The sequence below is a fragment of the Burkholderiales bacterium genome (assembly GCA_036262035.1).
Taxonomy (GTDB): domain Bacteria; phylum Pseudomonadota; class Gammaproteobacteria; order Burkholderiales; family SG8-41; genus JAQGMV01.
On the sequence record DATAJS010000018.1, the window covers coordinates 354,091 to 372,791 of the forward strand.

Here is an 18,701-nt window from a genome sequence, read left to right on the forward strand (position 1 = left end):
GTCATTGCGAGGAGCAGTGCGACGAAGCCATCCCGTTGCGAACGCGGAACGTGCGTCACGAGATCGCCACGCCGCCTTACGGCGGCTCGCGATGACAATCTTTCCTCCGTGCCCCCCGCGGCTTTTCCTCCGTGTCCTCCGTGTTGAATGCTTTTGAATTGAACATGGGCGACCGCACATGATGCAGCGCTGGAAAGAGCTCGCCGCGGTGTTTCTCAAGCTCGGCGCGGTGAGCTACGGCGGCGCTGCGACGACGGGGATCATGTACGCCGAGATCGCGGGCAAGCGGCGCTGGCTGACCGACGCGCGCTATCTCGAAGGCATGGGGTTCGTGAACGTGCTGCCCGGGCCGCCGGCGGTGCAGCTCGCGGTGTTCATCGGCTACGAGCGCGCGGGGTGGACCGGCGGCGTGCTCGCCGGGCTCGCCTTCATACTGCCCGCGTTCTTCATCCTGATGGGCCTTACGCTGCTCTATTCGGCCTACGGCGAGGTCGGCGCGGTGCGCGATGCGCTCGGCGGCATCGGCGCCGCGGTCCTCGCGATATTCGGAGCCGCCGTCTACCGCCTCGGCAGGAGCGCGCTGAAGGACCGCCCGCAGATCGCGCTCGCGGTCGTTGCCGCGCTGCTGCTCGCGGGAACAAAGGTCGGCGTCGCGCCCATCCTGCTGCTGGCGGCTTGCGCGGGTGTCGCGCTCTACCATTCGCGCGCGTACGGCGGTGCGGCCGGCGCAGTCGTGATCGCGCTCTGGGCGTGCGTCCATCTTCTCTCCCCCGACCTCACAGCGGCGAGCGATGCCGCCGACGGCGCGCCGCCGACGCTGCTCAACCTCGCCGCGTTCTTCCTCAAGGTGAGCGCGCTCACCTTCGGCGGCGGCATGGCGATCATCGTCTTCGTGCAGGAGCAGGTCGTCAACCGCATGCAATGGCTGACCTCGCGCGAGTTCCTCGACGGCCTCGCGCTCGGCCAGCTCACGCCGGGCCCGGTGGTGATGATCGCGGCGTACGTCGGCTACAAGCTCGCGGGGATCGCCGGCGCGATCGTGGCCGCGCTGTGCATCTTCGCGCCGGCGTTCTTCCTCGTGCTGCCGCTGATGCCGGTGCTCGAGCGCTTCGAGCACCTGCTGTGGCTCAAGGCCGCGATCCGCGGCATCGGCCCGGCGGTGATCGGCTGTCTCGCGGTCACACTCGCCCAGCTGTTTCCGCACGCGGTGCAGGACGCCTACGCCGCTCTGATCCTCGCGCTCGCGGCCGCGACGCTGGTGATGTGGCGCGTATCGCCGCTCCCGCTGATCCTCGGCTCGGGGCTACTCGGCATCGGCGTGCGCGCGGCAGCGGCCTACGCGTGACCTATCTCTGGAAGCTGCGTCCCTACTTCCGCCACGTCGCGGGCGCGCTCGTGCTCGGATCGCTCGCCGGCATCGTCATGAACACCGCCGTCGTGCTACCCGCGATCCTGCTCGGCCGCGCGATCGACACCGCGCTCGAGCTCGAGCGCGGCCGGACGACGGCGCACGCGATGACGCTCGCCGTGCTGCTCCTGGTCGGGGGCACTTTGCTGACCGAAGGTCCGCGCGTGCTCAAGCGCTGGTGGCTCATCACCGCCAACGCGCGCATCCGCGCCGACCTGCGCGCGGACGCGCTGCGCGGCGCGCTGTCGCGGCCGCTCGCCGACCTGCACCGGACCTCCATCGGCGATCAGCTCTCGCGCATCGTGAGCGACGTCGAGGTCCTCGGCGTCGGCGTGCGCGAGTTCACCGTCGAGACGTGGGACACGGTGCTGTTCTCGTGCTCGTTCGTGGTCGCGATGTTCGTCATCGATCCGACGCTCTCGCTGATCGCGCTCGCACCGGTGCCGGTCGCGATGCTCATCGCGCACGCGTCGGGCCGGTGGGTCTCGGCGCGCACGACGCGCGCGAGGGAAGCGAACGCCGCCCTCACCGCCGCGATCCAGGAGCTCCTGTCGGGATTTCGCGTGCTGCGATTCTTCGGACGCAGCGCGGCCGCGACCGGCGTCGTCGATCGCGCCGCGCACGACTTCGCGCAGCGCAACCTCGCCGCCGCGCGCCTGCGCCTCGGGCTGCCCCCGCTCTACAGCACGCTGATGATGTCCGGCATCGTGATCGTGATCTGGCACGGCGGCGAGCGTGTGACGAGCGGTGCGATGAGCGTCGGCGTCTTCGTCGCCTACCTCGCGCTCTTCGTACGCTTCGCGGAGCGCGCTTTCCGCATCCCGCAGCTCGTCAATTCGATCCAGAGCGGCGCGGCGGCGTACGCGCGTCTCGAGACCATGCTCGCACCGGCGCTGAGCATGACGGGCGAGCCTCGATACGCGTCGTTCAAAGCCGGTCATATCGCGGGCCTGCACGCGCAAGAGACCACGCCGCGGCGCCGCTCGCGCGGCCCGCTCGGCGTGTCGCTGCAGCGCCTCACGTTCCGCTACCCGGGTGCTGCACGCGCCGCGCTCGTCGATTTCTCGCTCGATGTGCCGCCCGGCAGCTTCGTCGCGGTCACCGGACCGGTAGGATCGGGCAAGAGCGCGCTCGCCCGCGCGCTGCTCGGCCTCTATCCGATCGAATCGGGCCGCGTGCTGCTCACGGCCAGCGACGGCTCCGCCGTCGAGCGCGAGCCCGGCGCCGTCGGCTACCTGCCGCAGCACCCGCAGCTTTTTTCGGGGGCGGTGAGCGCGAATGTCGCGATGGGAAATGCCGCCGCGCCGGCGGAATCGATCGCGGCGGCGATCGGCGTCGCGGCGCTCGATGCCGACCTCGCCGCCTTCCACGAAGGCGCCGATACGCTCATCGGCGAGCGCGGCGTGCGCATCTCCGGCGGACAGCAGCAGCGGCTGGCGCTCGCGCGCGCGATCGCCGCCCATGCGCCGGACGTTCCCGGCCTGCTCGTCCTCGACGATCCTTTCTCCGCGATCGACGTGGAGACCGAGGCGCGCATCGTCGCTGCGCTGCGCAGCGCGTTCGGCCCCGACCAGCCGCCGCATCGCCGGGCAACGGTGCTGCTGTGCTCGCAGCGTCTCGCCGCGTTCCGGCACGCGGACGCCGTGGTGGTGCTCGACCGCGGCAGGATCGAAGAGCGCGGCACCCACGACGCGCTGATGGCGCGCGAGGGTCTCTACGCGCGCATCTACCGGGCGCAGGCGCGGGCTTGAAAGCTCAACTCGCCGAGCTCGTGCGGCCGAGCCGCCGCACGCTCATCGCGATCGCGACGCTCGTGCTCGCCGGCGCGGCCTTCGAGCTGCTGCCGCCGGTGCTCATGCGCTGGATCGTCGACGATCACCTCGCGGCCGGGCGCAGCGAAGGCCTGCTCGCGCTCGCGCTGCTCTATCTCGCCGCGATGGCGCTGGGACAGGCGCTGGCGTTCGTCTACGGCTATCTCGCGGCAGCGGTCGCACAGGGCCTACTGAGCCGGCTGCGGGTGCGCCTCTTCGACCATCTCCAGCGCCTGCCCGCGCGCTACTTCGACCATACGCCGCTCGGCGACGTGATCAGCCGCTGCACCGCGGACGTCGATACGCTGGACACCGTGTTCACGAGCGGCATCGCCGCGCTCGTCGCGAACCTGTTCCGTCTCGTCGCGATCGCCGTGGCGATGATCGTCCTCTCGCCGCTGCTGTCGCTGGCCGCCGCGGTGTCGTTGCCGCCGCTCGTCGCGATCACGCGTTACTTCCAGGTTCGCATACGCGACGCGGAGCGCGCCGCGCGCAAGGCGGTCGGCGAGATGAACGCTCATCTCCAGGAGACGCTGTCCGGCGTGGAGGCGATCCAGGCGTTCGGGCGGGAGGCGAGCTTCGTCGCACGTTTTAGGCAGGTGCTCGAGCGCGCGCTCGAGGCATCGAACCGCTCCACCATCTACGGCTCGCTGTATCCGCCGCTGACGGCGTTGATGACCTATAGCGCGATCGCGTTCCTGCTCTGGATCGGCACGCGCGAGCCCGCGGGCGCGTTCGGCGTGACCATCGGCACGCTCGCCGCGTTCGCGCTATTGCTCCAGCGTTTTTTCCAGCCCGTCACCGCGCTCGGCGACGAATGGCAGACGGTGCAGAGCGCGCTGTCGGGCGCGGAGCGCATCTTCGAGGTGCTGTCGCTCCCGCCGGAGACGCCCGCAGCGGGTTCGCCGCCGCAGCGCAGCTCGGGCATCGTTTGCGAGCGCGTCGTCTTCGGGTACCGGCCGGACGCGCCGGTGCTGCACGGAGTGACGCTGCGGGTGGCCGCCGGCGAGCACGTCGCGCTGGTCGGACGCACCGGCGCCGGCAAGAGCAGCCTCGTGCATCTGCTCGCCGGGCTGTACGAGCCGTCGCAAGGCTCGGTGCTCGTCGCCGGACGCGACCCGCGCGCGCTCGCCGACGAAGACAGGCCGCGCGTGTTCGGCATCGTGCCGCAGGCGACCCAGATCTTCGGCGGCACGGTGCTCGAGAATCTCACGCTCGGCGACGCGCGCGTTCCGCAATCGGCCGTTCACGAGGCGGCACGCATCACCGGGGCGCACGCGTTCATCGCCGCGCTGCCCGACGGCTATCAGACCGTGCTGCGCGGCGCCGGCGGGGGGCCGGGCGTCCAGCTCTCGGCCGGCCAGCAGCAACTGCTGACGCTCACGCGTGCGCTGGTGCGCCGGCCCTCGGTGCTCCTGTTCGACGAGGCGACGTCGTTCATCGACGGCGCATCCGAGGCGGCGCTGCGCGATGCGCTGCGCGCGACCGCGCTCGCGACGGGCACCGCGGTGCTCACCGTGGCCCACCGGCTGGCGACGGCGCGGGAAGCGGACCGGGTCGTGCTCATGGACGGCGGCCGCATCGTCGAGGAAGGGCCGCCGGTCGAATTGATCGCGCGCGGCGGACGCTTCGCCGCGCTGGTCGAGCTGGAAGCGGCCGGCTGGGATTGGCGTGCGGAGGCGGCCGCGCGCTAACATGGGTCGGGGATATGAAGCCGGAACAGAAAATCGTCGCGAAAGGCGCCGCGAGCGGGATCGCGGTGATGGCGCTCGGCGTCTGGGGGCTCACCAGGCTCCTGCCGGCGCCGCCGATCGACGACGTGACGGCCGAGCGCATCGCCTACGCCCTGCAGGCGAACGTGGTGGCGCTGCTGCCGCTCTTCGTCATGATCGTCACCATCGGCAACTCGCGTTTCCTGAGCGACGCGATCGACCCCACGCGCCACGCCGAGAGCCCCTCGATGGAGATCGACGGGCGCGTCACCGAGAACACGCTGCAGCAGACGCTGGTGTTCACCGTCGCGTCGCTCGCGCTGAGCGCGGTCGCGCCTCTCGACGCTCTGCAAGCGGTGTGGGCGTGCACGATCGTGTTCGTGGCCGCGCGCGCCGCGTTCTGGATCGGCTATCGCATCCAGCCGCTCTATCGCGCGCCCGGGTTTGCGGCGACGGCTTATCTCAACGGGGGAATGATCGCGTACGTCCTCTATCAGCTCTTAACGGGAGCGCCGTCATGAAAGTTCGAGGTTCCTGCCATTGCGGCCGCATCGGCTACGAAGCCGAGGTCGACCCCGCGAGCACCAACGTGTGCAACTGCACCGACTGCCAGATGCTGACCGGGTCGGCGTTTCGCGTGTCGGTGCATGCGCCCGCGGCGTCGTTTCGACTGTCGGGTCAGCCCCGGGTCTACGTGAAGACCGCGGACAGCGGCACCCGGCGCAGGCACGCGTTCTGCGCCGAGTGCGGGACGCCGGTGTACTCGTGCGCCGACAGCGACGAGCCGGCCGCTTATTCGCTGCGCGTCGGCTGCCTCGACCGCCGCGCGGAGCTTCGGCCTGCGAAGCGCAACTGGTGCCGCTCCGCGCTGCCGTGGTCGCAGGACATCAGCGCCGTCCCCGCTTTCGACTAAGCCCGTTCGCCCTGAGGGAAGCGAAGCGAAATCGAAGGGCGAACGCGCACCCAAGCCCGTCATTCCCGACCCGCGGTAGCGGAAGTGATCGGGAATCCATTTTGACTTTCCTGGCGACGACCGACGCTGAATGCGCGCTGGTTAAAGGACGCCTTCGCGGGAATGACGATCGGTTACAACCCCGCCATCGGCGCGAGGAAGGTCCACGCGAGACCAGCCACCCCGCACGCCAGGATCACCGGGATGATGCCGACCTTGAATCGCCACAGCGCGGCGAACGCGGCGAGGCCGATGATCGCGGTGGGCCATTCGAACGCGGCGCCGAAGCCTTCCGGCCACAGCACGTGGTAGGCGAAGAACACCGCGAGGTTGAGGATGACGCCGACGACCGCCGCGGTGATCGCGGTCAACGGCGCGGTGAACCTGAGCTGACCGTGGGTCGTCTCGACGAGCGGCCCGCCGAGCAGGATGAAGACGAAGCTCGGCAGGAAGGTGAAGTACGTCGCGACCGTCGCGCCCATCGCGCCGGCGAGGAAGAGCGCATCCGGCCCGAACACCTCCTTCAGCCATGCGCCCACGAAGCCGACGAAGGCGACGACCATGATGAGCGGTCCGGGCGTAGTCTCGCCGAGCGCGAGCCCGTCGATCATCTGCACCGCGTCGAGCCACCGGTAATCCTCGACCGCCGCCTGATAGACGTAAGGCAGCACCGCGTACGCGCCGCCGAAGGTGAGCATCGCCGCCTTGCTGAAGAACCAGCCCATCCGGGTGAGGGTCGCATCCCAGCCGTATGCGGCGAACAGCGCGCCGATCGCGGCGCCCCACAGCACGAGCGCCACCGCGACCACTTTCGCGAACCGGGCCCACGAGAACAGCGCATGCTTCGGCGTCGGCGTGTCGTCGTCGACGATCGCCGCGCCGAAGCTCTTTTCACCCGAGCCGTGACCGCCCCCGGTCTGGAATTTCGCGGGCGCGAAGCGTCCGCCGACGTAGCCGATCACCCCCGCGCCGACGACGATCAGGGGGAACGGCAGGCGCAGCGCGAAGATGCCGATGAACGCCGCCGCCGCGATCGCCCACAGCACCGCGTTGGTCAGCGCGCGCGAGCCGATGCGATAGGCGGCGAACACCACGACCGCGGTCACCGCGGGCTTGATGCCGTAGAGGATGCCCGCGACCGTCGGCACATTGCCGTAGGCCATGTAGATCCACGACAGGGCGATGAGGATGAAGAGCGACGGCAGCACGAACAGCCCGCCCGCCACGATGCCGCCCCAGGTGCGGTGCATCAGCCAGCCGATGTAGGTGGCGAGCTGCTGCGCTTCGGGACCGGGCAGCACCATGCAGTAGTTGAGCGCGTGCAGGAAGCGCCGCTCCGAGATCCAGCGCCGCCGCTCGACCAGCTCCTGGTGCATGACCGCGATCTGCCCCGCAGGGCCGCCGAAGCTGATGAAGCCGAGCTTCAGCCAGAACCAGAAAGCTTCGGCGAAGGAGATCGACGACGGGCGTTCGGCCGTGGGCGCGACTGCAGGTGCGATGGACTGTGACATCGAAGCCGCTCCTTGTGGACGCAGTTGTCCAGAGCGGGCCTTGGATGCGGGGGCATCTTGAAACGGGGAGGCCGCAATCCCCGCGTGCGTGAGGCTAGCAGCGCCGCGGCGGCGGCGTCAATGCGCGGCGATCGCGGCGTGTATCGCGCGCAGCAGCTTGTCGGCGTTGAACGGCTTGACGACGAAGCCGTGCGCGCCGAGCGAGAGCGCTTCCTTCACGACTTCGGAGGTGGCCTGCCCCGTCACGATGATGACGCGCGTGTCCGGGTGGTCTTCCTTGATCTTGCGCAGCACCGCGATGCCGTCCATCCCGGGCATGAGCACGTCGAGACAGAGGACCTGGGGTTTGTGGGTGCCGACCATCTCGAGCGCCAGCTGGCCGTTGGCCGCTTCGCCCACGAGCTTGAGCGATTTGTCCTGGCGGATGATGCCGCGAACCACCTCCCGGACAACCGCGTTGTCCTCGGCGACGGCGATCGTGAACGGACCCTCTTTTTGTGGCTTCTCGGACATGGCGAAGAATGATACTCCAGGCGCGCCCACGGTTACGACGCTCGCATTACGCGGGCTGCACGACGCGCTCGAGCTCGGACATGAGCACGTCGATGCGCACCGGCTTGGTGACGAAGCCGTCCATGCCCGAAGCGAAGCACATGTCCCGGTCCCGATCCAGCGCGTGAGCTGTCACCGCGATGATCGGCACCCGCGCGCCGGTGCTCTCCGCGGCGCGGATCGCCCTGCACGCGTCGATGCCGCCCATGACGGGCATCTGCAGGTCCATGAGGATGGCGTCGAAGCGCTGGCGCTGCGCCGCCTCGAGCGCCTCGCGGCCGTTGTTCGCGACCTGCACCGTGTGACCGCGCGTGGTGAGGAGCTTGAGCGCGAGCCTCTGGTTGACCACGTTGTCCTCCGCGAGCAGCAGGTTGAGCGCACGCGCACCGGCGGGCTCGGGCTGCGCGCGCGGCGTTTCCGCCGGCGCCTGCTCGGGCTCCGCGCCGCGCTCCACGCGCACCGTGAAATGGAACGTGCTGCCCCGCCCCGGCTCGCTCTCGATGGCGATGTGCCCGCCCATCTCGGACACGATGCGCGAGGAGATGGTCAGCCCGAGGCCGGCGCCGCCGTACTCGCGGGTCGTCGACGCGTCCGCCTGCGCGAAGGCGTCGAAGATCATCCGCTGCTTCTCTTTCGGCACGCCGACGCCGGTGTCGCGCACCGCGAAGTGCACCCAGGCGCTCGTATCGTCGGCCGCGATGAGGTCGACCGCCACCTCGATCTCGCCGCGGTGCGTGAACTTGACCGCATTGCCGAGCAGGTTCACGAGCACCTGGCGGCAGCGCGACGCATCGCCGCGCAGCCGATCGGGCACCTCGTCGGCGATGCGCATTTCGAGCGCGAGGCCTTTCTCTTTCGCGCGCGCCGCCATGAGCTTCATCGTCTCGCCCACACACTCGCGCAGCGAGAAGTCGAGCTTCTCCAGCGTCAGCCGGCCGGCTTCGATCTTCGAGAAATCGAGCACCTCGTCGATGATCCGCAGCAGCGCCTCGGACGATCCGCGGACGGTCTCGACGTACCCGCGCTGCTCGGCGCTGAGCTCGGTGTCCAGCACCAGCCCGGTCATGCCGATGATCGCGTTCATCGGCGTGCGGATCTCGTGGCTCATGTTCGCGAGGAACTCGCTCTTGGCGTGGTTCGCCGCCTCCGCCGCGTTCTTCGCGAGCTTGAGCTCGGCCTCCTGGCGATTCATCGCGTGCTCGCGCTGCTTGCGGCTCTCGATGTCGGCGTTGGTCCCGCTCATGCGCAGCGCCCGGCCCTGCTCGTCGCGCGCGACGACCTTGCCGTGGCTTTCGATCCACTTGTACGTCCCGTCGGCGACGAGGATGCGCTGCTCGATGTGATAGATCGACGCGATGCCCTTGACCGCGTTGCGCAGGCCCCGGTCGACCTTCGCGAGGTCGTCGGGATGCGTGAGCTTGCTCAAGGCGTCCAGCGTCGTCATCGTCGGCGCCGCCGGCTGGCCCAGCATCTCGGCCCAGCGCTCGGACAGGAAGATCGTCCCGGACGCGATGTCCCAGTCCCACATCGCGAGGCCCGAGCCGTCGAGCGCGAGCGTCAGGCGCTCCTCGAGCTTCTTCGCTTCGGCCTCCGACGCGCGCAGGTCGCGCGTCATGCGCTCGGCGATGTCGAGCGCGCGGATGCGCGAGCGGCCGAGGGCGCGCACGAGCGCGCACAGCAGGGCGGTGAACACGAGACCGACCGCGAAGCCGATGAGCGGCAGCGCGATGTATTCGAACGTCAGGCGCTCGCGCGGCGCGGTGATGCGGGCGAGCCAGCGGCGGCCGCCGACGGTCAGCTCGTACTCGCCGACGTGCTGCCCGCCGAAGAACGACAGGCCCGCGCGATCGGCGGTGGTCGAGTCGAACACGGGCACGGGCGGCGCGGACACGGTCGCGGCGCGATCGCGGAATCCCGCGTCCTGGAGACGGAAGGTGAGCCGCGCGAGCTCGGGCGCGCTCATCGCGGTCTTCATCAGGATGTCTACGCTGAACGTCGCGCCCACCACGCCGAGGGCGGCTTCGCGACGCGCCTCGGGAGTGTCCAGGACGGTGCCGGGCCGGTACACCGCAAAGCGCAGCGACACGCTGGGGCCGACGCTGTCGCCGGTCAGAGGCCCCGACGCGGTCGGCTGGCCGGTGAGCACCGCGCGCCTCACCTGCTCCCGGCGCAGCTCGTCGTTGACGGGATTGGGACTCGTCGAGACGCCGTTCCTCAGCACTTCCAGATAATCGATCGTGAGATAGTCCGGCTCGGCGCCCTCGATGTCGACCTCGATCACGCGCGGCGACGGTACGCCGGCGACCGCTTGCGGGAGCCCGCGCTCGTGCTGCAGGTAGCGGCCGAAGGAGAGCGACTGCACGCCGGGATAGCGCCCGACGACGCGCAGCGACTGCACGTAGGCATGGAAGCTCTCGCGCGTGGTCTCGCCCGAAGCGTCGAAGAGCGCGGCGAGACCGCGCAGCATCTCCTCGTAACTGCGGATGCGAAGCTCGATCGCGTGCGAAGCGCTCTGGGCGTCGCTTTCGAAGCGCCGCTCGTCGTCGACCTCGTTGCGCTGGATCGCCCAGTACGCGAGGAACGCCGAGAACGCGAGGCCGATGACGAACGCCGCGGCCTCCAGCACCGCGAGCGTACCTGTCTTGCGCAGGCGGTTCGGGGGCGGGGCTTCCGCAGGTGCGGCTGCGGTTTTCACGGCGTCAGGCGATCGCGATTTCGGCCGGAGCCTGCTCGGGCTCGGGCATGTCGGCGTCGCGATAGCGCGCCTTGATGTCGAGGATCTCGTCGAACACGTCGAAGAACGCATCGACGACGTCCGGGTCGAAATGGCCGCCGCGGCTTTCACGGATGAGGCCGGTCGCGCGGTCGAGATCCCAGGCTTTCTTGTACGGACGCTCGCTGGTCAGCGCGTCGAACACGTCGGCGACCGCGACGATACGCCCGAAGAGCGGGATGTCCTTGCCCTTCTTCGCGTACGGGTAGCCGCTGCCGTCGAACTTCTCGTGGTGCGAGATCGCGATCATCGCGCCCGCCTGCAGGATCGGCGAAGCGCTGTTCTCGAGGATCTTGCTGCCGATGACGGTGTGCAGCTTCATGATCTCGAACTCTTCCGGGGTGAGCCGGCCGGGCTTGAGCAGGATGTTGTCGGGCGTGCCGATCTTGCCGATGTCGTGCAGCGGCGAGCTGAGCAGCAGCAGCTCGCACTCGTCGTGCGACAGGCTCATGCGCTTGCCGACGATCGCCGAGTAGTTCGACATGCGCATGATGTGCTCGTGCGTCTCGGGATCGCGGTGCTCCGCGGCCTTGCCGAGGCACAGCAGCGTCTCGCGCTCGCGCGAGGAGATCTCCGCGGTCGCTTTCGCCACCTCGTCCGCGAGCAGCAGCGCGCGGCTCGCGAGCTTCTTCTGCGAAGCGCGCAGCGCGAGCATGTTGCGCGCGCGCGCGGTGAGCTCGATCTGGTCGAACGGCTTGTTGACGAAGTCGTTGATGCCGAGCGTGAGCGCGCGGTGGCGCAGCTCCCGGTCTTCCGCGGCGGTGACCATCAGGACCGGGGTGTCCGCCTTGCCGGCCAGCCCGCGGAAGCGCACCGCGAACTCGATGCCGTCCATCTCGGGCATCAGGTAGTCGACGATCACGAGGTCCGGATCGTTGTCGGTGCACCACGCGAGCGCTGACGCGCCGCTGGTGAAGGTATAGGGCTTGCAATCCGCGAGGCCGCTGACGAGCTTCTTCAGAAGCGCGATCATGATCGGCGAGTCGTCGATGATTACGATGTCCATGATGATCCGAGACGCTTGTCGGTATTGCGTTTACGGTCGGCTGGCGGCGGCTTCTTAGTCGGCCGCGGGCTCGCCCTGTGAGTTTTCCTGCACGTCCAGAGGGAACAGCACCTCCACTTCGTTGCCGCAGCCGCGATACTCCACCTCCTCGCACACGCGCTTCAGGAGCGGGATGCCGCGCCCGTACGGCGCATCGAGCCTGGCCATGTGCGCCATCGCCGACACGTGGTCGAAACCCGCGCCGCTGTCCCTGACGACGATCGACAGCATCGGCCGGTCGCCGCGCATGAGACCCGCGATGCGCACGTGGATGACGCCTTCCTTCAACGCGGCGAGCTTCGACTGGCGCAGCTGCATGTAGCGCTGGAAACCGTCCGGCTCGAGCTTCACCAGCGACTCGAGACCGAGCACGCCGTGCTCCAGCGCGTTCGTGACGAGCTCGGAGAGCACCAGGAAGAGCTTGGTATTGCGCGCGCACCAGCCGTGCATCTTGCTCGCGACGTCGTGCAGCATCGGCACGATGTCGACGCTCTTGAGCTGCTCGGTCGAGAGGCCGATGTCGAAATGCCAGTCGCCGGCGTGGCGCACCGCCGCGCCCTCGCCCGCGCTCGTCTGCGGAACGGCGGTATGGCCCGGGACGCACGTGATGACCACGGCGGACGCGTCGTCGGCCGTGGCGCCGCTCGATTCGACGCAGCGCTCTTTCAGCGCGGCGAGGCGTTCCGCGGGCGGCTTCGCAGCCACGAGCTCGGCGAGCAGCTTCGCGCCCGACTCGCTCGCGCTCCACCCCGCCGCCTCGAACAGACCGTCCGAGCACGCGATGAGCTGGCACGGCTCGTCGAAGCGATAGATCTCCGGCTCGGCGCTGAAGAGGTTGTCCGGCGCGACGCCGAGCGCGAGGTTGCGCGAGCGCGCGACGTGCAGGAGCCTGCCGTCGTAGGAGACGATCGCGAGCGGCGGATTGCCGCCGTTCCAGATCTGGATGATCTGCTCTTTGAAGTCGACCGCGATCAGGGTCGCGGCGACGAAGCGCTCGACCGGCAGGAGACGGCGGATCTTGCCGTTCATCTCGTCGACGATGGTCGGGAGCGGATAGCCTTTCTCGGTCATGCTGTAGAACGGCTGCGTGACGGGCAGCGCCGAGAGCGCGGCGGCGAGACCGTGGCCCGCGCCGTCGGCGAGCATCACGTGCAGCACGCCCGAAGGCGCGCGCGCGGCGGCCACCAGGTCGCCGCTGAAGAGGTCGGCCGCCGCGGTCCAGTGCTGCAGCACCGCTTCGTCCGCGAGGTCGTGGCTGGCGAGACGGCGGATGACGTGCTCGGCGTGGCGGTTCTGCTCTTCTTCCGCCGCGCGATACGCGGCGAGGCGCGCGCTGCGGTCCTCGAGCTCGCGCTGGAGGATCAGGGTGCGCGACACCGCTCGCATCTTGGCGCGCAGCACGGTGTAGCTGATCGGTTTGACGAGGTAGTCGTCGCCGCCGCGCTCGAGCGCGCGGATGAGCGCGCCGCTGTCGGGCGTGGCGGACAGGAAGACGATCGGCAGCCAGCGCTCGTGCGCGGCGGCGCGGATGCGCTCGGTCGCCTCGTAGCCGCCCATCACCGGCATCTCGACGTCCATGATGACGATGTCCGGACGCTCGCGAATGACGGCTTCGACCGCCTCGAGACCGTTGCCGGCGACTTCGACGTGGTAGCCCATGCGCTTCAGAAAGCGCGAAAGCAGCGCCTGCGCCTGGGGGTGGTCGTCGACGACCAGTACGCTGTGCGACGAGGCGGACGCGACGGCGGAGACCTGCGCTGCTGCGACTTCCATGTGTGGCCTTTAACCGTTCGCGTCTTGGCGCATGTCGAACATGACGCCGAAGTTCGCGACGTCGAGGATTTCCTTCACCATGCCGCCGCAGTTGAGCAGGTACACGGGCAGCGCCATGGCGTCGGCGTGGTCCTTAAGCAGGAGCAGCATGCCGAGCGCGGAGCTGTCGAGGTACTCGACGTCCTTCATGTCGACGTCGATCTGGCGGATGGCGGGCTCGTTCAACGCGGTCTCGTAGCAGTGCTTGAACTCGCGGTGGCCGCTGAAATCGAAGCGACCGGTCAGCCGGATACGCGCGGTATGGTGTTCGGTCGTGAGCAGGGCTTGCATGGGCGTAGGTGTAGCGGCGGCCATTGATGAGGGTTGCTGTCTTAACGGCTGGCGCAAGCCGCCCTTGAGTCCCCTCTTGATCGGGGTCAGACCCCGATTTCCGGATTCTGATTTCTTTGGCTTTTTTGGCAAAAAAGCCCGTTTTATCGGGGTCTGTCGCCGATTTACCGGATGGTGAAAGGCGGGCGAAGGCGGGCGGCGCCTCAGTGTCTGGCCGCGGCGGGCGTGGACAGCCGGGCGAGCAGCGCGGAGGCGATCTCGTCGAGCGGCAGGATCTCGTCGACCCCGCCGTGGGCGATCGCTTCCTTCGGCATGCCGAAGACGACGCACGACCCTTCGTCCTGCGCGTAGGTGTAGGCGCCGGCGCGGTGCATCTCCGCCATGCCCGCCGCACCGTCCTTGCCCATGCCGGTGAGGATGACCCCGAGCACGTGCGCGCCGCCCGAGCGCGCGGCCGACCGGAACAGCACGTCGACCGACGGGCGATGGCGGTTCACCGGCTCGGCTTTCGACAAAAGGGTGGAGTAGATCCCGCCGCTCCTCTTCAGCATCAGGTGCGAATGTCCGGGGGCGACGTAGGCGTGGCCGGGCAGCGCGCGCGCGCCGTCGTCGGCCTCCTTCACGTGGATCGCGCACAGCGAATCGAGGCGCGCGGCGAACGATTTGGTGAAGCCTTCGGGCATGTGCTGCGCGACGAGGATCGGCGGGCAGTTCGGCGGCATGTGCACGAGCACGTCCTTCACCGCCTCGGTGCCCCCGGTGGACGCGCCGATCACGATGATCCTGTCGGCCCACGCGGGCCTGGCCGGCGCCGCCGCCGGGACTTTCGCGCCCGGCGACGCGACAGCCGGCGTCAGGAGTTTTTTCGGGCGTCCGACCGCCGCCGCGCGGATCTTGGCCGTCACCTCGTGCGCGTAATCGGCGAGCCCGCCGGCGCCGTTCTTCGGCTTGGCGACGAGCTCCATCGCCCCGAGCTCGAGCGCTCGCAGCGCGACCTGCGAGTTCGCTTCGGCGAAGGCCGACACCATCACCACCGGCATGGGTCTGAGGCGCATCAGCTTCTCGAGGAACTCGAGGCCGTCCATGCGCGGCATCTCCATGTCCAGCGTGAGCACGTCCGGGTTGAGGCTCTTGATCATCTCGCGCGCGACGAGCGGATCGGACGCGCCGCCGACCGCTTCCATGTCGGGCTCGGCATTGACGATCTCGGACAGCAGATGCCGCATCACCGCCGAATCGTCGACCACGACCACCCGGATCTTTTTCATGGGCGCACGCCGAGCTTCAGGGGCTGGTTGATCAGCAGCTCCATGGCGAAGCTGCCGTAGCGCGCGGACGCCGAGACCACGCCCTGGCTGCCCGCGTCGGGGCGCATGAAATGATTCATGCCCGCCACGCCGGTCAGCGGGTCGCGGATGCACGCGGCGACACAGCTTCCGAGCACGGTGGCGATCAGCATGTCCTTGTGGGTCACGTAATACTCGCCCGGCAGAAGCTTCACGGCTTCGACGTCGTGCACGCGATCGTAGTACAGGTTGGTCCCGACGTGCTGTAGCTCGGCGATCTTCGACACGGACCGCCCCTTACCGCCCCGAAGCGGCGAGCTTCAACGGCGGCGCGAGCTCGTACACCGTGTTGCCGCGCAGCCGGAACACGTCGGCCGAGTGCAGGAAGCTCTCCGAGTGGCCGGCGAAGAGCAGCCCGTCGTGACGCACCAGGGGCGCGAGCTTCTGCAGCACCTTGCGCTGTGTGGGCTTGTCGAAATAGATCATCACGTTGCGGCAGAAGATCGCGTCGAAGGGACCGCGCACCGGCCAGCTCGTGTCGAGCAGGTTGAGCTGCCTGAAGGTGATCAGGCTGCGAAGCTCCCGGCGCACGCGCACCGAGCCCGCGTTCGCGCCGGTGCCTTTCAGGAAGAAACGGCGGAGCTGATCCGGGGCGAGCTTCTCGACGCGGTCGGCGGTATAGACGCCCGACTCCGCCTTGGCGAGCACGTTGGTGTCGAGGTCGGTCGCGACGATCGTCACCGGCAGGTTGAAGCTCTTCCAGACGTCGACCGCGGTCATCGCGATCGAATACGGCTCCTCGCCGGTCGACGAGGCGGCGCACCAAATCGTGATCGGCTCGGCGCGGTTGCGGCGCTGCTCGAGAAAGCGCGCGAGCTCGGTGAAATGGTGGGGCTCGCGGAAGAACGACGTGAGGTTGGTCGTCAGCGAGTTGACGAAGGCCTCCCATTCGACGGGATCTTTCGTCGATTCGAGATACCCGATGTAGTCGGTGAAGCGCGTCAGGTTGCGCGCCCGCAGCCGCCGGGCGAGCCGGCTGTAGACCATCTCCTGCTTGCTGGCCGCGAGGGAGATGCCCGCGTGCTCGTAAATGAGCCTGGCGATGCGCTGGAAGTCGCTGACGTTGAAGACGAATTCGCGTGCGCCGTCGGACCGCTCGGCCTGCTGGTACATCGATAGTCCACTGATTTTCCGGGTTCTAAAAGGTGTTTACGGCCCGGGGCGCACGGACCTTGACCGGGCGGTTCCGGGCCGCCCCCCCCCACGCCGCCAGGCGCTCGGCCGCCGCGGTCAGTGGCGCGCCGCGAGGTCGGCGACCATCAGGACGAGCTCGGCCGTGTCGAACGGCTTCGCCAGGTGCGCCTGGTAGCCCGCGAGCATGGCCCTCTTGCGGTCTTCGGCGCGCGCGAACGCGGTCAGCGCCAGGGCCGGCAGGCGCCGCCCCTTCGCCTCGGTCGAGCGAATCTTGCGCATCAGCTGGTAACCGTCGGTCACCGGCATGCCGATGTCGCTCACCAGCACGTCGGGCGGGTTCACTTCGATGGCGCGCAGCGCTTCCTCGGCGGATGCCAAGGCTGTGACGCGCGCGCCCTGGTTCTCGAGGATGCGCGTCACCAGCTCCCGCGCGTCTTTTTCGTCGTCCACGACGAGCACGCTGACGCCTTTCAGGCCGGGCAGGAGCAGGGCTTCGCCTTCCGAGGGATGGGTCGGGTGCGCGCGCCCGGTTTCCGGCTCGTCGTGCACCACCAGCAGCGGCAGCTTGACCGTGAACGTCGAGCCCTGGCCTTCGCCGCGGCTCTTCGCGTGGATCGTGCCGCCGTGGAGCTCGACCAGCTGCTTGCAGATCGCGAGCCCGAGGCCGAGGCCGCCGTAGTCCCTGCTCGTGGTGCCGTCCTTCTGCGAAAAGCGCTCGAAGACATGCGGCAGGAACTGCAGCGGGATGCCGATGCCCGTGTCGACGACGCTGATCTCGATGTGCGAATCGACGCGTTCGAGCAGCACCTGGACGCGACCGCCCTTGGGCGTGAACTTGACCGCGTTGCTGAGCAGGTTCCAGACGACCTGCTGCAGGCGCGCCGGGTCGCCCGCGACGATGCTGCCCCGCGGGTCGAGCAGCTTCTCGAGCCGCACGCTCTTGGCATGGGCCGTCGGCAGCGCCGACTCGACCGCCGCGGCGATGACGTCGGCGAGGGCGATGCGCTGCACGTCGAGCCGTACCTGACCGGCGAGTATGCGCGAGAGGTCGAGCAGGTCGTCGACGAGCTGCACCTGCGCGCGCGCGTTGCGCTCGATCACTTCGAGCCCGTGCTGGACGTCTCCGGGCTTGGTCGCGTGCGACTGCCGCAGCAACTGGGTCCAGCCGAGGATGGCGTTGAGCGGCGTGCGCAGCTCGTGCGACAGCGTCGCCAGGAATTCGTCCTTCATGCGCGCCGTGCGCTGCGCTTCCATGCGCGCGGAGCGCTCCGCTTCGAGCATCTCGTCGCGATGGCTGTCGCTCGCCTGCAGCGCCTGCGCGTGTTTCGCATCGGTCAGATCGCGCGTGAGCTTGGCGAAGCCGCGCAGGCGCCCGTCGTCGTCGTGCAGCGCGGTAATGGTGACGTTCGCCCAGAATCGCGAGCCGTCCTTGCGCAGCCGCCAACCTTCGTCCTGGAAACGGCCTTCGGCCGTGGCCACCTGAAGCTCGTGCTCCGGCCACCCGCTGTCGATCGCGTCGGCCGGATAGAACTTGGAGAAGTGCTCGCCGATGATCTCGTCGGCGGCGTAGCCCTTGATGCGCTGGGCGCCCGCGTTCCAGGTCGCGATGTAGCCGTTCGGATCGAGCATGAAGATCGCATAATCGCGCACGCCTTCCACGAGCAGCCGGAAACGCTCCTCGCTCTGCCGCAGCGATTCCTCGGCCTCCCGGCGCTGCGTGAGATCGCGCGTCACCTTGCCGAAACCGAGCAGCGTGCCGTCCGCGTCGCGGAGCGCGGTGATCACCACATTGGCCCAGAACAGCGTGCCGTCCTTGCGGACGCGCCAGCCCTCCTCCTCGAAGCGGCCTTCGCGCGTGGCGACGTCGAGCTCGTACTGGGGATGGTTACGCTCGAGCGCGGCCGCGGGGTAGAACGTCGAGAAATGCCTGCCGACGATATCCTCGGCCGTGTAGCCCTTGATGCGCTCGGCGCCCGCATTCCACGTCAGCACGTAACCTTCGCGATCGAGCATGAAGATCGCGTAGTCCTTGACGCTCTCGACGAGCAGCCGGAAGGATTCTTCACGGCTGCGTTCGCCGCTTTTCCGGCCGTGCGTGGGACGTGATGGTGGTGTGTGCGGCACGAAGCGCAACGTCGAGCAAGCCGCGCGCCCGATCTCCGCTATCGGGGAGGGATTCCGCACCGCCGCACGTGGATGCTGCGCGCCGATCATCAGCCACACCGAGGTGCCGGCCAGCCCGGCCATCAGCACGATCATCGTGCCGAATGCCATGCCGAGCTTGGCGCCGATCTTCAGGTTCCTCAGCTTCATGTCGAGCCGTCATGCGTGTCCGGTGACGCATTGACGGCCAG

At 68.9% G+C, this 18,701-nt stretch carries 14 protein-coding genes and 1 pseudogene; 5 read left to right on the top strand and 10 right to left on the bottom strand.

Going from position 1 to position 18,701, the window contains the following annotated elements:
• Positions 1-178 precede the first annotated feature (178 nt).
• From chrA (VHP37_22160) to VHP37_22180, 5 genes are read left to right on the top strand one after another with little or no spacing between them, the layout of a single operon-like run.
• Positions 179-1,345, top strand: coding sequence for a chromate efflux transporter (chrA, locus tag VHP37_22160; protein HEX2829070.1), 1,167 nt, complete (start codon positions 179-181; stop codon positions 1,343-1,345).
• On the top strand, positions 1,342-3,159 hold the full coding sequence (locus VHP37_22165) for an ABC transporter ATP-binding protein (GenBank protein ID HEX2829071.1): 1,818 nt from the start codon (positions 1,342-1,344) through the stop codon (positions 3,157-3,159). The genes chrA (VHP37_22160) and VHP37_22165 overlap by 4 nt, the downstream gene beginning before the upstream one ends.
• On the top strand, positions 3,156-4,913 hold the full coding sequence (locus tag VHP37_22170; GenBank protein HEX2829072.1) for an ABC transporter ATP-binding protein: 1,758 nt from the start codon (positions 3,156-3,158) through the stop codon (positions 4,911-4,913). Before VHP37_22165 ends, VHP37_22170 begins: the two co-directional genes overlap by 4 nt.
• 14 nt (positions 4,914-4,927) lie before the next feature.
• Positions 4,928-5,452, top strand: a complete 525-nt coding sequence (locus VHP37_22175) for an MAPEG family protein (GenBank protein HEX2829073.1) — start codon at positions 4,928-4,930, stop codon at positions 5,450-5,452.
• Positions 5,449-5,844: a GFA family protein gene (locus VHP37_22180; GenBank protein ID HEX2829074.1), complete on the top strand. Its 396-nt coding sequence runs from the start codon at positions 5,449-5,451 to the stop codon at positions 5,842-5,844. The genes VHP37_22175 and VHP37_22180 overlap by 4 nt, the downstream gene beginning before the upstream one ends.
• A 173-nt stretch (positions 5,845-6,017) precedes the next feature.
• Here the strand turns inward: VHP37_22180 and chrA (VHP37_22185) are convergent, their stop codons facing one another.
• From chrA (VHP37_22185) to VHP37_22230, 10 genes and pseudogenes are all read right to left on the bottom strand, one after another.
• Positions 6,018-7,394, bottom strand: a complete 1,377-nt coding sequence (gene chrA / locus VHP37_22185) for a chromate efflux transporter (protein HEX2829075.1) — start codon at positions 7,392-7,394, stop codon at positions 6,018-6,020.
• A 117-nt stretch (positions 7,395-7,511) separates the two neighbouring features.
• Positions 7,512-7,907: a response regulator transcription factor gene (locus VHP37_22190; protein ID HEX2829076.1), complete on the bottom strand. Its 396-nt coding sequence runs from the start codon at positions 7,905-7,907 to the stop codon at positions 7,512-7,514.
• Between the two features lie 46 nt (positions 7,908-7,953).
• Entirely contained in the window at positions 7,954-10,641 is a 2,688-nt protein-coding gene (locus VHP37_22195; GenBank protein HEX2829077.1) for an ATP-binding protein, read from the bottom strand.
• Positions 10,642-10,645: 4 nt separating this feature from the next.
• Positions 10,646-11,725 (bottom strand): HD domain-containing phosphohydrolase, encoded by a 1,080-nt coding sequence (locus VHP37_22200; protein ID HEX2829078.1) that lies wholly within the window; start codon positions 11,723-11,725, stop codon positions 10,646-10,648.
• Positions 11,726-11,779: 54 nt separating this feature from the next.
• A complete protein-coding gene (locus VHP37_22205; GenBank protein HEX2829079.1) occupies positions 11,780-13,537 on the bottom strand; it encodes a fused response regulator/phosphatase in 1,758 nt (585 codons plus the stop codon).
• A gap of 9 nt (positions 13,538-13,546) precedes the next feature.
• Positions 13,547-13,867, bottom strand: a complete 321-nt coding sequence (locus VHP37_22210; protein ID HEX2829080.1) for an STAS domain-containing protein — start codon at positions 13,865-13,867, stop codon at positions 13,547-13,549.
• 203 nt (positions 13,868-14,070) lie between these two features.
• Positions 14,071-15,135 carry a chemotaxis response regulator protein-glutamate methylesterase gene (locus tag VHP37_22215; protein ID HEX2829081.1) on the bottom strand — a complete coding sequence of 355 codons (1,065 nt, stop codon included), beginning with the start codon at positions 15,133-15,135 and terminating at the stop codon, positions 14,071-14,073.
• A 2-nt stretch (positions 15,136-15,137) separates the two neighbouring features.
• Positions 15,138-15,431: pseudogene (locus VHP37_22220) on the bottom strand (chemoreceptor glutamine deamidase CheD).
• 19 nt (positions 15,432-15,450) lie between these two features.
• Positions 15,451-16,326, bottom strand: coding sequence for a CheR family methyltransferase (locus VHP37_22225; protein HEX2829082.1), 876 nt, complete (start codon positions 16,324-16,326; stop codon positions 15,451-15,453).
• Between the two features lie 117 nt (positions 16,327-16,443).
• A complete protein-coding gene (locus VHP37_22230; GenBank protein ID HEX2829083.1) occupies positions 16,444-18,660 on the bottom strand; it encodes a PAS domain S-box protein in 2,217 nt (738 codons plus the stop codon).
• Positions 18,661-18,701 lie beyond the last annotated feature (41 nt).

Excerpts from the sequence above, each read along its gene's own strand:
- VHP37_22180 (HEX2829074.1), top strand. The coding sequence starts at position 5,449 with ATGAAAGTTCGAGGTTCCTGCCATTGCGGCCGCATCGGCTACGAAGCC.
- chrA (HEX2829075.1), bottom strand. The coding sequence starts at position 7,394 with ATGTCACAGTCCATCGCACCTGCAGTCGCGCCCACGGCCGAACGCCCG.
- VHP37_22210 (HEX2829080.1), bottom strand. The coding sequence starts at position 13,867 with ATGCAAGCCCTGCTCACGACCGAACACCATACCGCGCGTATCCGGCTG.
- chrA (HEX2829070.1), top strand. The coding sequence starts at position 179 with ATGATGCAGCGCTGGAAAGAGCTCGCCGCGGTGTTTCTCAAGCTCGGC.
- VHP37_22175 (HEX2829073.1), top strand. The coding sequence starts at position 4,928 with ATGAAGCCGGAACAGAAAATCGTCGCGAAAGGCGCCGCGAGCGGGATC.
- VHP37_22215 (HEX2829081.1), bottom strand. The coding sequence starts at position 15,135 with ATGAAAAAGATCCGGGTGGTCGTGGTCGACGATTCGGCGGTGATGCGG.
- VHP37_22205 (HEX2829079.1), bottom strand. The coding sequence starts at position 13,537 with ATGGAAGTCGCAGCAGCGCAGGTCTCCGCCGTCGCGTCCGCCTCGTCG.
- VHP37_22190 (HEX2829076.1), bottom strand. The coding sequence starts at position 7,907 with ATGTCCGAGAAGCCACAAAAAGAGGGTCCGTTCACGATCGCCGTCGCC.
- VHP37_22225 (HEX2829082.1), bottom strand. The coding sequence starts at position 16,326 with ATGTACCAGCAGGCCGAGCGGTCCGACGGCGCACGCGAATTCGTCTTC.
- VHP37_22200 (HEX2829078.1), bottom strand. The coding sequence starts at position 11,725 with ATGGACATCGTAATCATCGACGACTCGCCGATCATGATCGCGCTTCTG.
- VHP37_22230 (HEX2829083.1), bottom strand. The coding sequence starts at position 18,660 with ATGAAGCTGAGGAACCTGAAGATCGGCGCCAAGCTCGGCATGGCATTC.